At 37.3% G+C, this 14068-nt stretch carries 11 protein-coding genes; 5 read left to right on the top strand and 6 right to left on the bottom strand.

Annotated elements, in window-relative coordinates; all coding sequences use genetic code 11:
• The first annotated feature begins 239 nt into the window (after nucleotides 1-239).
• Together I2F23_RS04830 and I2F23_RS04825 are read left to right on the top strand one after the other, a co-directional pair.
• Nucleotides 240-587: a hypothetical protein gene (locus I2F23_RS04830; protein ID WP_195771433.1), complete on the top strand. Its 348-nt coding sequence runs from the start codon at nucleotides 240-242 to the stop codon at nucleotides 585-587.
• A 545-nt stretch (nucleotides 588-1132) separates the two neighbouring features.
• Entirely contained in the window at nucleotides 1133-2536 is a 1404-nt protein-coding gene (locus tag I2F23_RS04825; RefSeq protein ID WP_195771432.1) for a DUF3472 domain-containing protein, read from the top strand.
• Between the two features lie 44 nt (nucleotides 2537-2580).
• On the opposite strand, the gene hslO is transcribed toward I2F23_RS04825, so the two are convergent.
• The 5 genes from hslO to I2F23_RS04800 form a co-directional block, all read right to left on the bottom strand.
• Nucleotides 2581-3453, bottom strand: a complete 873-nt coding sequence (gene hslO / locus I2F23_RS04820; protein WP_195771431.1) for an Hsp33 family molecular chaperone HslO — start codon at nucleotides 3451-3453, stop codon at nucleotides 2581-2583.
• 50 nt (nucleotides 3454-3503) lie between these two features.
• Entirely contained in the window at nucleotides 3504-5345 is a 1842-nt protein-coding gene (locus tag I2F23_RS04815) for a monovalent cation:proton antiporter-2 (CPA2) family protein (RefSeq protein ID WP_195771430.1), read from the bottom strand.
• Between the two features lie 104 nt (nucleotides 5346-5449).
• Nucleotides 5450-7672 (bottom strand): primosomal protein N', encoded by a 2223-nt coding sequence (locus tag I2F23_RS04810; RefSeq protein ID WP_195771451.1) that lies wholly within the window; start codon nucleotides 7670-7672, stop codon nucleotides 5450-5452.
• Nucleotides 7673-7770: 98 nt separating this feature from the next.
• Nucleotides 7771-9318, bottom strand: a complete 1548-nt coding sequence (gene lnt / locus I2F23_RS04805; protein ID WP_195771429.1) for an apolipoprotein N-acyltransferase — start codon at nucleotides 9316-9318, stop codon at nucleotides 7771-7773.
• On the bottom strand, nucleotides 9315-10154 hold the full coding sequence (locus tag I2F23_RS04800; RefSeq protein WP_211140182.1) for a transporter associated domain-containing protein: 840 nt from the start codon (nucleotides 10152-10154) through the stop codon (nucleotides 9315-9317). Before I2F23_RS04800 ends, lnt begins: the two co-directional genes overlap by 4 nt.
• A gap of 178 nt (nucleotides 10155-10332) precedes the next feature.
• Here I2F23_RS04800 and tusA point away from each other — a divergent pair, with 178 nt between their 5' ends.
• Complete coding sequence (gene tusA, locus I2F23_RS04795) at nucleotides 10333-10590, top strand: sulfurtransferase TusA (RefSeq protein ID WP_195771428.1); 258 nt, start codon at nucleotides 10333-10335, stop codon at nucleotides 10588-10590.
• A 37-nt stretch (nucleotides 10591-10627) separates the two neighbouring features.
• Here the strand turns inward: tusA and I2F23_RS04790 are convergent, their stop codons facing one another.
• Nucleotides 10628-12337 (bottom strand): electron transfer flavoprotein-ubiquinone oxidoreductase, encoded by a 1710-nt coding sequence (locus I2F23_RS04790; RefSeq protein WP_195771427.1) that lies wholly within the window; start codon nucleotides 12335-12337, stop codon nucleotides 10628-10630.
• Between the two features lie 186 nt (nucleotides 12338-12523).
• Between I2F23_RS04790 and I2F23_RS04785 the strand changes: the two genes are divergently transcribed.
• Entirely contained in the window at nucleotides 12524-13135 is a 612-nt protein-coding gene (locus I2F23_RS04785; RefSeq protein ID WP_195771426.1) for a DUF1285 domain-containing protein, read from the top strand.
• A 45-nt stretch (nucleotides 13136-13180) separates the two neighbouring features.
• Nucleotides 13181-14047 carry a glutamate racemase gene (gene murI / locus I2F23_RS04780; protein ID WP_195771425.1) on the top strand — a complete coding sequence of 289 codons (867 nt, stop codon included), beginning with the start codon at nucleotides 13181-13183 and terminating at the stop codon, nucleotides 14045-14047.
• The last annotated feature ends 21 nt before the right edge of the window (nucleotides 14048-14068 follow it).

Raw genomic sequence — 14068 nt, 5'->3', positions numbered from 1 at the left:
GGTAAATTTGAGCTTTCGATGAGAGAGTAATAAAAAGATGTGTAGTGAGTTATATAAAATATAATTAAAAATGAATCAGTTTTTATGAATAAAAGAAGATAGACTAGTATTGAATTAAGGATTTTTTTCTTTAATGAAAAGATTTATTCAGTCGTTGGATAAGTCGAATTACTGATTAGGTTTTATCGAAATATACTATAATTTTAGCTTAATTTTAATTATAAGAGGATTTTAAATTTATGAATAAAAAGTACTTTAGTGTTTTATTAATTGGCATTCAATCTATATCCTTACACGTTTTTGCTGAATTAAATTCATCAGAAAAATCCCTTATATTTATTCATAAAGAAAATGATCTTATACAAGCAAAAAAATCAAATATAGATTTTTTTGCTGATAGGAAAAATCAAGAAGCTTTATTTAAGAGACAAAAATATGAAGATTTTATTAAAAATCAAGAAAAATTTTCAAATACCGCTAATATGGGTAAAGATGAGAAAATTAAATATTATTTAAAGAATAATGATATTCATGCTATTCAGTATATAACTAATGAAGTAAATAATTCATCTGATATTAGGAGATAGCTTGTAGGTTTTATAAAGCAACGATATTGGCTAATTTAATCCAAATTTTGCATTAAGCAAAGCTAAAAATTAAGTATTAAATATTATTAAAGGTTTGTTATATCAAGATATAAAGCCTTTAAAGAGAAGTTCTCTCGAGGAAAATATTCTATGTAAGAGTTTTATGAACTTCAATTACAGTATATGAATAAACCGTGCTTGTGATATTGTATTTGATTTAGTGAATACTAAAAAATGGTAAGCATCCAACCAATACATCCATTATTAAATATGAATAAATTTCAGAGTAAGTTGTTTTAGATCAAGAGTATATTAATTGTATTTATGCGATTTTTATTCTTTAACGATGTACTAAGATTAAATCTGGAGTTTAGAGATTTTAACTGATTTATTATCCATAATTTGAATATGTTTAAGATATAATATTACATTTATACAATCTAGTACTGAAATTTTTAAAGTAAGGACTTCGATCTATTAAAGAGATTTAAGGCTGAATAATATCAATTGATTAAAATAATGAATATTCAATTTACAGGTCTGTTATGCATATAAAGAAACATTTATTTCTGTTGTTATTTAGCGTGGTTTATCCTATTTCAGCATATAGTTTAACCCCTTCAGGTTCATGGACTCTGGTCGATGAAACACCTGATGTAAAAGATTATTTCTTTCGTATTAATGTTGATCCTGGGGAAGCATATAATAATATTTCTTCAGAAAAAACATCTCCATCTTCTGTTTATTTCTCACAATACGTGACCTTTCAAAATGCAAATGGTGGTTATTTAGGTCTCCAACGAAGTGGTGGCCAAAAGCGTGCTTTGGTTTCTATTTGGACAGGAGATAAACCCGAAGAGGCAAAATACTTTAATGCAGTAAGTGGTGCAATTCCTAAATTGGCCAACTGTAATGAGTTTGGTGGTTGTTCATCTATTCAAGGGCCATATGCTTGGAAGGTCGGGCATCAGTATCGTTTTAGGTTTGAAAAAAGTCCCACTTTAAAAGCTACAGGTGGTCAGTGGTGGCAAATTACATTAACTGATCTGACAGTGAATCGTACAGATGTATTGGGTCAGTTAGAAACACCGTCGAGTTTTGGTAATCTTAAAAAATCTAACTCTCTATTCCTAGAGTATTTTTGGGGACCTTATCGTTGTGATACGCTTCGACATGCCAATACAACATATTATCCAATACAAGGTAATTGGGGAAAATCGACTAAATTAGCCTCTGCAAATGCATCTGCATATGGGGATGCGCATGAGTGTGCAGATAATCTACTTCTACCTCATTCATCGAAAGAAACAATGGGTTCTAATGCTTATTTAGAAAGTGATTCTTCTGTGAAAGGATTAGGGAATCAATATCGAGGCGTACAAGCATGGAATGCAAATGAGCATTATGCAAGACAAGGTATTTTTTACTCTAAAAATCTCGATGCAAAATATCCAATATTATGGCAAGCAAAACGAACTGGAAGTTTAGGTGATATTCCATCGACCAATCAGTCAAATGCTGATTGGCGTTTTATTGGATTAGGTTATCCAATTATTAATGATTTATATTTAACGAATCGACCATTATTTAATTGGGAACAGAGAAATAGTAGTGAGGTGAATATAGGAGATTATTTTGTTTATAGTAATCCATATACCTCAGATGTTGAATATTTTAAAATTAAAAGAAAACCTGCAAGTTACTTTCCAATAAATAAAATGAGTAATGAAGATTGGGAATATGTAGGTAGGCATTTTATAAAAGGAGAGTCTTTAAAAACACAGATATATTCGACTTGGGGAGCAAATAACCGATATGGTCAAGTTGGTGAGGTTTTTAGATCAGGCAATCTTTTATTTCGTTTAAAAACGACTTCGCAATACTGGTATTTTCCGGTAAATGGTGCAACCAGTAATACATGGTGGGATCTTATTGGCACTGTGCATTAATTTTGAATGTTGGGAGGAAGTAACTTTCCTCCCAATCGAATGATTTAACTTAAGTGTTTACCAAATAATGAGAGGGCTTCTTCTGCATTAAAGGTATAACGTGCATTACAAAATTGACAATTCATTTCAATCGGGTTTTGTACTTCTAAAGTCTCTTTTACTGCATTTTCACCAATTTGAATCAGTGCATTGACGCATTTTTTTTGAGAACATGTACATGCAAATCGTAGAGATTCTTGTTCTGGAAGTCTTACATCTTCTTCATGATATAAGCGGAATAAGATCTCTTGTGGGTCGAGTGATGTAATTTCTTCTGATTTTAGCGTGTCTGTAAGCATAATAAGACGAGGCCATAAATCTTCATCTATGGTTTCATATTCATCTTCACGGCGGGGCAGTAACTGAATAAGCAAACCACCTGACGTTTCTTTTGTGCTCGCAAGTACAATATGTGTTGGGATCTGTGCAGAAAGATCGTAATATTGCATAAGACATTGTGCTAGTGTCGGTTTATCTAAAGGAACAATACCTTGATAGCGTTCACCGACTTCAGGTTCGATATTAATAAACAATACAGGTTGTTCTAAAGTCGAAAGAACTGTACTGCTGTCATGTGCCTCTGCAAAGCGAGGGTCTTCTGCAAAATCAGCTAGAGCACGAACCTCGCCTAGGTGGTTACATTCAGCCATAGCCCACTTGAGTGTGCCTTTTGCTTGAATCTGTAAGCTAATTTGACCCTTAATTTTTAATGTGCTTGCAAGTAATGCCGTTGCACTGAGCATCTCTCCAATAAGAATTTTTATTGCTTCTGGATACGAACGCTGAGACAAAATAGTTTGCAGTGCTTCATCTAGATGAACAACTTCACCACGAACAGGGCAGTTTTCAATATAAAAACGTTGACGTAAGTTAGACATATATTTCTCCAATCCCTTTATTTAATGGTGGCATCATCATAAAACACAAGTTATTCATCCTCATTTCGAGAGACATTGATGCGTTGTTGTTCAAGCCCACGGCGTAAGTTCACTTCGCTTTCTTTGGGCTCTACTTTGGTGTCGCTTTCAAAGAGATGTTCTAGCTCTGCTAAGGCATTACGATGTGTTTCAAACACTTTTTGTTCATCGTTATAAATACTTTGTTGTTCTACAAGTAACTTTTCATCATAGTCACGAAAAAGCTCTATTTTTGCATAGGCTTCTTGGTCTTCTATACCTAACTCTCTGAGGGCACGATAGGCAAGACCTAAAGAGGATAAGTAAGTCTCCCGCCAAATATGACTCACGCCAATATCACGCAATAGATGTACATGATGACGGTCACGTGCACGGACAAGCAGTTTAACATGGGGATAATTCAGTGTAATGTGTCGTGCAGTATTGAGTGAATCTTCAACATCATCAATGGCCAACACAAAAACTTTAATATGTTCAATACCTGCCGACCTCAGAAGATCAGGCTGAGTGACGTCACCATAGTAAATTTTTCCACCATAACGCCGTACGAAATCAATCTGTTTTAAGCTAGAATCTATCGCAATAAAGGGAATGTGTTGTAAGCGCGCAATGCGGGCAATAATTTGACCAAAACGGCCAAAACCTGCAATCATCATTGGGCTTTCATGATTTGGAATATCATCGAAAACCTGCTCATCATTTTGTTCTAGTCTTGGAATGACAAAGCGTGTCATGAACCAGTACAAAATAGGTGTTAATACCATAGAGAGTGTGACAATTAAAGTTACAGGCTCAAGTAAACTTTGCGCTAATAGCTGTTCACTGTGTGCAACATTAAATACTACAAATGCAAATTCTCCGCCTTGTGCAAGACACGTACCGAGCATCAGGCTATTTTTCCACGTATTTTTATAATATTTACCAATGAGTGTAATAGAAATAAGCTTAATGAGTAAGAGCGCCAGTGCACCACCTACAATAAGCAATGGATGCTCAAATAGCGTAGAAAGTTGAGTGGTCATTCCAACAGTCATAAAGAATAAACCAAGCAGAAGCCCCTTAAATGGCGCAATACTTGCTTCTAACTCATGGCGAAACTCAGAATCTGCAAGTAAAACACCCGTTAAAAATGCGCCTAAAGTTGTACTTATGCCGAGTGTTTCCATAAGTAGAACGACCCCAAGCACAATAAAGAGTGCAACTGCCGTAATAAGTTCACTGGCACCACTTTTCGCGACAAATCTAAAAAATGGGCGCATGACAAAACGACTAAATAAGAATAAACCACTAAATGCTGCAATAATTGCTGCAAAGTATGCAATGCCATGGTGTGCAGAAGACGTACCTGCAAGTAAAGGAATGACTGCAAGTAAGGGAATTGCAGCAATATCTTGAAAAAGAAGAATTGAGAAAGATTTTTGACCATAGGTCGTGTTAAGTTCTTGTTTTTCATTTAAGAGCTGAAGTACAAATGCAGTAGATGACAATGCAAGCGCAAAACCAATCGCAAAACTTGTAGGAATACTTTGTTTAAAAATAAACCATAAGATTGCCATGAAAATGAGTCCCGTTACAGTGACTTGTAAACTACCCATTGCGAAAATAGCTTGCCTCATTTGCCATAATCTTTGTGGTCTAAGTTCTAAGCCAATAAGGAACATCAGCAAAATAACACCAAATTCTGCTAAATTCATAATGGCATGAGGATCATTTGCGACATTAAGTACGCTAGGTCCTAAAATAATGCCTGTAAATAAATAGCCAAGAACGGTGGCAATACCTAAACGTTTGCCCAAAGGTACAATAATGAGACATGCACCAAGAAAAATAGTCATCTGTAGCAAAAGTGACATGCAATTGTCCTACGTCATAGACGTTTAATCGTCATTTTGAGTTCATTAAAAGTAATTATGCCATGTGAAGATCATAGTCATTTAAAAGCATATCAAATTATTACTCAGTTCAATTCTTGCGGATCAATATCAATTGAAAGGCGAATATATGCTGGGCATTGAGAGGTAATAAATAACCACCAGTGTCTAATATAATAATGTAGATGCGCTCGATCTTTGCCTAAAATAACCAAATGTGCTTGATACTTTCCTGCTTTACGTTGCATTGGGGCAGGAATAGGCCCCCAGATGTCTAAGTGTTGTGTTGATATTTCCTGTAAATTTTGGGAAATCTCTGTCAAAAACTGCAGGTTTTTCTGTTCATCTTTAGATTCACTCCGTACTAAAACCGTATATCGATAGGGTGGTAGGAGGGCAATTTGGCGCTCTTTTAGTGTATGTTGTGCAAATGTTCGATAGTCTTTGGAAATAAGTGTATTTAATGTGGGATGGTCAGGTCGTAATGTCTGTAAGAAGACGTCTCCTTTTTTCTCGCCACGACCTGCACGTCCAGATACTTGGACAATCATTTGTGCTGTTCGCTCAGGCGCGCGAAAGTCAACGCTTAATAATCCTGCATCGATATCTAAAATAGCCACTAAAGTTACATAGGGGAAATGATGCCCTTTGGCGAGCATTTGTGTGCCTAATAAAATAAGTGGTTTATTTTGATGTATTTTGTCGTAGATTTTTTCGAGACTACCAACACGACTCGTACTATCGCGATCTACTCGAATAATTTCTGTTTCGGGAAATAGTTCTTTAAGACCTTCTTCGACTTTTACTGTGCCTAAGCCAATGGGTTTAAGCGTTTCTTGTTTACATTCTGGACAGCTTGGAGGTAAAACTTGAATAAGCCCACAGTGATGGCAATGTAAGTGCTGATATGGCTGCGTATGCAGTGTAAAGTGAGCATCGCAATTCGGACAGTTGGCTTGCCAACCACAGTGTTCACACATAAGTACAGGAGCATAACCACGCCTATTTAAAAAAATAAGTACTTGTTCTTGTTCTTGTAAACGCTGTTTAATGTGACCAATTAAGTATTGGCTTAGTCCATGCACTTTTGGACTCACTTTCAAATCGATAAGATGCATTTGGGGCAATACGGCACTTCCTGTGCGTGTATTTAAGGTTAAATGCTGAATCTTCTTTTGTTGTACCAAGGCAAAGCTATCAATACTAGGGGTTGCCGATCCTAAAATAATAGGACATTTTTCTAAATGCGCCCGATAGAGTGCAACATCTCTGGCATGATATCTAAAACCTTCTTGTTGTTTGAAAGAGAGGTCATGCTCTTCATCTAAAATGATGAGTCCAAGATGTGGCAAGGGTGTATAAATGGCAGAGCGTGTACCGAGTATAATTGAAGCTTGTCCAGTCTGTGCCTGCTGCCATGCATGTAGACGCTGAACATCTGTTAATCCCGAGTGGAGTAAGGTGATATGGCAATTAAATCTGGCTTTAAAACGTGCAATGGTCTGAGCGGTTAAACCAATTTCTGGAACAAGTACCAGAACTTGTTTGCCTTGCTTTAAGACTTCATACATGACTTGTAAGTAGACTTCAGTTTTGCCACTGCCTGTAATACCATCAAGTAAAAAAGCACAATAACCCTCTTTTTTCTCTAAGATAGTGTGAATTGCCTGTGTTTGGTCTTCATTTGCAGTTAAAGGGATTTGTGCTAATTCTATAGGTTTTGCTGAAAAGTCGATGTTTTTTTCTATTTCTTGGATAATTTGTTTTTTTTCTAGAGCACGTAATGTCGTTAAATGGATTCCTTCATTTACAAGATCTGTTTCAAAACAAGGTTCTACTTTTTTGCATAAGTGTGTATAGGCTAGACGCTGTTTCTCAGAACGTTTAAGCTTTTCTTCTGCATGAAAATCTATAATTTCCCAAGCAGGCGCATGACATTCATAAGTATGGCCTTGTCGTAAACGTGTAGGGAATGCACTTTGTATGACTTCACCTAAGGGAAATATGTAGTACTGTGCCGACCACTTCAATAATGACATCATAGATTGATGAATAAGAGAAGTTGTATCGATCACCTCTAAAATATTTTTGAGTTTAAATGTAGTTTCTTGTGGTGTATTGGGTGGAATTTTTTCGATAACTACAGCAATACATTGTTGGCGACCAAAAGATACTTTTACTCTCGAACCTAAGTTTAAAGAGCGATATTGCTCAGCAGTCACTAAATAGTCAAAGGAGTCATAAATAGGAAGAGGTACAGCAACACGAATACGAAGAGGATGACTAGATATTTCTGCGTTCAATACCATAATTTTTAAATGGGTTTTCTGTTTAAAACGCATTTTAGCATGCAATTTTTTTATATTGTATATGAATAAAAATAACCTCCATAAGGAGGTTATTTCATTTAACGTCGTGATTTAAACGATACATCTACTTGCTTTGGACGATAATACATACCTAAGCAAAGTAAAATGATTGAGAAAATTAAGATAGGCAAATCACCTAAACGCGTATATAAGGTTTGTCCTGAGAATGCAGGCAGATCATGTCTTAATACAAAGGCTTGATCGATTGGTGCTTGCGCAACAATTTGACCTTTTTCATTAATAAATGCTGTGATTCCTGTATTGGTTGCACGAATAAACCAGCGACCATTCTCCTTGGCTCTCATTTGTACCATTTGTAAATGTTGCCAAGGCCCAGCTGTACCAGAAAACCAAGCATCGTTAGAAACAGTTACCATAAAGTCACTATTTTTTGCATTAGTGCGAGTGAGATTGGGGTAGGCAACTTCATAGCAAATAGCTGTACCTAATGCATGCTGTTTTATATTTAATGCTTTTTGCCCAGATGGCCCTGCCGACATACTACCTTCTGTAATATCATTTTGTAGTGCAGGCAAGACCCATTTCAAAAGCCCCGCCAATGGTACATATTCACCAAAAGGGACTAGACGTTGTTTTTCATATAACCCAGATGTTTGTGCACCTGATGCCATTAGACTGTTATAAAACACACTTCGACCTGCTTGAATAGAAGCTTGTTCATCATAATAGGGAATACCACTTATCCAAGCAGAGTTCTTCTGTTTAGCGAGTTGAGTCATCTCTTGTATAAATGGTGCCACACTAATTTGAGTCATTGGAATTGCAGACTCAGGCCATACGATAAGATCGCGTCCCCATTCGCTTGAACTTAGTGTTTGATAGATCTCTAAAGTACGGTCTTGGTAGGTTGTTAGCCATTTTAAATCTTGTGGAATATTTCCTTGAACAAGAGAGACACTTAAAGCACGTTCATTTTTTGGTTGAACAAACTGCAAGGAAGATGCACCCCAAGCCCCTAAAAGTAAGGTAAGAATAGGGAGAACCCAAAACACACGTTTTCTTATGACTTCCACACACGCAGTAGCAATAAGTACGGCAACGAAAGAAACACTTAATACACCAAATAAAGGTGCATAATCATCGAGAAAGACATTTGTAAATGCATAACCGACAAAAAGCCATGGAAAACCAGTGAATAACCATGTTTTTAGCCATTCAAATAAAATCCATAGTGGTGCAAACGTAAGGGGCGTTTCAGGAAAAAAACGCTTGTAAGCCCATGTCTGAAAAGCATTAAATAATCCCATGACACTTGCTAAGAGTGCAATGAGGAGTATACCAATAGGTGTACTGATATTGCCGTAGTTATGAATTGAAGCAAATAGCCAAAACGCGCCCGTGAACCATAAGCCAAACCCAAAACTCCAACCGATCAGAAAGGCTTGTTTGGGTCTACGTCCAAGTAAACATGCATAAAGCAATGCAGGAGAAAGTAGGGCAATCCACCAGTAGTGGTATGGTGCTAAAGAGAGGCTAAAAGTCCCACCTGAAATTAATGCGATGAGGCATAAAACGAAGGTGGGAAGTTGAACATTTTTAGACGTAAGCGATGTTACGAGGTTCATTGACGAACAGCCCGAATGAGTTGAATCGTTCGTGTATCTGCTTCAATGATTGTAAACTTCCAGTCTTTAATTTCTATGGTTTGACCCTTTAAATCATTTACAAGGCCAATTTCTTGAAGAAGTAAACCGCCTACGGTTTCGACCTCATCGTCAGAAAAATCTGCATCTAACAGATCATTAAAGTATTCGATTGGTGTTAATGCCTGTACGATCCAAGCATTGGCAGTGTCATGCTTTGCATCTGGAAGAATAAATTGTCCTTCTTCATCAGCTGTATCATGTTCATCTTCAATTTCGCCAACAATTTCTTCTAGAATATCTTCTAGTGTGACTAAACCAGAGGTTGCACCATACTCATCAATGACCATGGCAATATGGGTTTGTGTATTTTTAAGCATACGCAATACTTGGTCTGAGCGAGCACTTTCTGGAATGAAAAGTGGTTGGCGCATCAGCGCGCAAATATCTACTTTTGCTGTCGGTTCAGACAGAAAAGGCAATAAATCTTTTGCCAAAAGTACACCGACAACAGTATCAGGTTGATCTGAAGAGAATACTGGAAAACGAGAATGTGCAGAGTCAGTGAGTACATGTAGAATGTCTAACAACTGATCATCTTCTTGTAGGCTTACCATAGCAGTACGTGGTGTCATGACTTCACGTATTTTCGTTGCAGGGAGGTCGAGTACGCCCTCAAGCATTGCAACTGTATCTGGTTCTAAAAAGCGACGAGAGTCTTGTACAAGTTTGAGTAACTCATCTCTGGTTTCTGGTGCGGTGCCTAACCATTTTCTTAAGCCGCGCATACCCCACGATGAGCCTGATTCCTCTTGCATGATCCTTCCTAAATCGGTGTATTTGTTATCAAAGTAGAGGCTTCATCATACCGAAGAAAAAAGGTTCATGCATTAGAAAAACTGTATGAAAAATTTGAAAAGAATGAATTTTTTTGTCGCAACACCATTTAAGACATTATGATAAAATCAATTTTATTTTTGAAGTGATGTATTTGCTATGACAGATGTATCGGCTGACCCTAAAGTTCAGCTTAATACGCGAGGACTATATTGCCCAGACCCAATTATGATGTTACGTCAGGCAATACGTAAAATACAGTCGGGCGAGGTAGTTGAAGTCATTGCAACTGACACATCGACCTCTTGGGATATTCCGCGTTTTTGTGTGCACATGAATCATGAGCTGTTACTAAAAGAAGAATATCTAGACGATAAAGGGCATAAAGAATATCGTTACCTCATTCAAAAGGGATAAAAATAAGCCTCTACAAATGAGAGGCTTATAGGTTTTATTACATATTTGGATAGTTTGGACCACCACCACCTTCAGGTGTTACCCATGTAATATTCTGTGATGGATCTTTAATATCACATGTTTTGCAATGTACGCAGTTTGCTGCATTAATTTGGAAGCGTTTGGTATTGTCTTCCTCAATAATTTCATACACCCCTGCTGGACAGTAGCGTTGAGCAGGTTCATCCCATTTTGGTAAATTCACATTTACAGGAATCGTTGCGTCTGTCAGTTTTAAATGAGATGGCTGATTTTCTTCATGTACTGTATTTGAAATAAATACTGAAGATAAGCGATCGAAAGTAAGCGTACCATCTGGCTTCGGGTAGTTTGGCTTAAAGTGCTCTGCATCAACTGTTTTTAATGCAGAGAAGTCAGGAATGGTATCGTGCAGTGTAAATGGAACTTTAAAGATGTTTTGGTCAACAAAGTTAAATGCACCACCGAACCATTGGCCAAATTTATGCATTGCAGGGCCAAAGTTACGAGAGTTGTAAAGCTCTTCTTTTAACCAGCTCTGATTGTATTTCTCTGTATATGCTGTCACTTCTTTAATAAAGTGATCTTCATCTTCAGTAAGACGTGCAATAGCAAGGTCACCACCTTTGTCTACACCTTGAGAAATCGCTTCAAAAATTGCTTCTGCACAGAGCATGCCAGACTTCATAGCAGTGTGTGAGCCTTTAATTTTGGCGAAGTTCAGAAAACCTGCATCATCACCAATCAGGCAACCACCTGGGAAAGTAAGTTTTGGCAAGGCATTAAAACCACCTTTAACCACAGCACGTGCGCCGTAGGAAATACGTTTACCACCTTCTAAATATTGTTTAATAAGAGGGTGTGTTTTCCAACGTTGCATTTCCATAAATGGATACATATTTGGATTGGTATAAGAAAGGTCAATAATCATGCCTAAAGTCACCTGATTATTTTCTGCATGGTATAACCACCAACCACCTGAAGATGCAGTTTCAGACAATGGCCAACCTGCGCCATGCATGACTAAACCTTCTTGATGTTTCTCAGGATCGATTTCCCAAAGCTCTTTAATCCCAATCCCGTAGTGTTGGGGGTCTACATCTTTGTCCAATTTAAAGTTTTCAATGAGACGTTTTCCAAGATGGCCACGGCAACCTTCTGCAAATAGAGTGTATTTTGCATGTAATTCATAGCCCGGTGTGAAATGAGGTGTTGGTTCACCATCTTTACCTACACCCATATCGCCTGTTTGAATACCTTTAACTGTACCATCTTCATGATATAGAATTTCAGATGCAGAAAATCCTGGAAAAACAGCAACTTCTAACTCTTCTGCCTTTTCACCTAACCAACGAACAACATTACCTAGTGAAACGACATAGTTTCCGTCGTTGTGCATGGTTTTTGGAACCATCCAATGAGGGGCTTCTTGATGTTTTGTTTCAGACATTAAGAAATAAGTCTTGTCTTCTTTAACCGGAACGTTAAGTGGCGCATCTTCTTCTTTCCAATTTGGAAAAAGCTCATTTAAAGCGCGAGGTTCAAGTACAGCACCAGACAGAATATGTGCACCGACTTCGGAGCCCTTTTCTACGACACAAACGGTTAAATCAGATAAGTCATGTTCAATTGCTAACTGACGAATTTTTATTGCTGCAGAAAGACCAGCAGGTCCTGCACCCACAATAACAACGTCAAACTCCATCGATTCGCGTTCGATGTGTTCCATGTAGGACTCCTCATATTGAAAAAGGTGGCAACCAAACGGTACATTATGGTGCTGCCATGAGTGTTTTCTATAGACACAAATCTCAGACACATGCTAAAACGTGTCCGAGATATCATCACTTAAGATGTATAGAATAGCCTATTGGCTGATAAGTGTGTATTTTCTGTCAAATAGGGGATAAAAGCGATGGGAAAAGATGATATTTCTCAGAGTATGTATAAAAAACACTCAAATTTATCTGATAAAACTTTAGATTCTGTTTTAGAAAGTATAAATTTAGCTGGGGACATACATAAAACTCAAATCCCACCACTGGATCAGTGGCAACCTCAAAGATGTGGAAAAATGGATTTATGTATACATGCCAATCATACGTGGTGGCATGAGGGTACACAAATTCAAAGAGATGCACTTATCCAACTATTTTCGCATATTTTATGCAAAGAAGAATCAAAATACTATTTAAAAACACCTGTAGAAAAAATTGAAATTGAAGTCGAAGATGCACCACTTTGTATTCGCGGTGTCGAAAAAATTTCTCAAGCTGAACAAACATGGATTCACTTTCATACTACCGACGGTGATGTGGTTGTTTTAGGTGAAAAGAATAGGATGATTATGCGTGCCTATAAAGGTAAAATGCGTCCATACGTCTATATTCGTTATGGCTTGTATGCACTTATTCCAAGGTCGGTATTTTTTCATTTAATAGAAATGGGTGAACTGATTGAAAATGATCAATTACAGACAGAACTTGTGCTTCAAAGTGGTGATTTTTGCTTGCATTTGACTGCCTGAGGTTTAAGATTTGTCAGCTAAATTAATTTCCAAATAAATGATCCCATGAGTGACTTTCATTCCCTAAGATATAGACGAATTCACAGTATTAAAGCATCTAAAGATGCGCCTATTGGTGTGTTCGACTCAGGTGTTGGAGGGTTATCTGTTGTCAATGATATTTTAAAATATTTGCCTCATGAGCATATTCATTATTTAGCAGATACAGCACATGTTCCCTATGGAGCGAGAGATGATAACGAAATTCGTCACCTTACAGCGCAAGCCGTAGATTGGTTATATCAAAAGGGATGTAAAGCAGTGGTGGTGGCATGTAATACAGCATCTGCATTTAGTTTAGACTACCTTCGTGAACATTATGGAAGTGATTTTCCAATTATTGGTTTGGTTCCTGCACTTAAGCCTGCAGTTTTAAATACTAAAAGCAAAGTTGTTGCTGTGTTAGCAACACCTGCAACATTTCGTGGGAAGCTAATTAAGGAAGTTGTATGTCGTTTTGCAGAACCTCTAGATGTAGAGGTTTTGCCTATAACTTCTTTAGAACTGGTGCCGCTAATAGAAGCAGGTAAGCAAGACAGCGATTATATGTATTCGCTTCTAGAGCGTACTTTAAAGCCAGCACTTGAGCGTAAAGCTGACCATCTGGTATTGGGCTGTACGCATTATCCTTTTTTAAAAAATAGTATTGAAACTGTTTTTCCAAATCAATTCCAATTGGTCGACTCAGGTCAAGCAGTTGCACGTCAGCTTGCACATGTACTTACCCATCATGGATTAATCAACCCAAATGTAACAAAAACGTTACAGATGACCTGCTATTTCACAGGTGGCTATACACCTCAGACTGAAATAGTGGTACAACGTCTAATTGCTAAAGAAATTCGTTGGACTATGGGAGAATATTCCATCTAAATGATTTTACTTGGCTTTAAA

The sequence above is a fragment of the Acinetobacter pollinis genome (genome assembly GCF_015627175.1).
Taxonomy (GTDB): Bacteria; Pseudomonadota; Gammaproteobacteria; order Pseudomonadales; family Moraxellaceae; genus Acinetobacter; species Acinetobacter pollinis.
The sequence above is the reverse complement of the archived record's forward strand: the minus strand, read 5'-3'. Positions and strand labels throughout refer to the sequence as shown.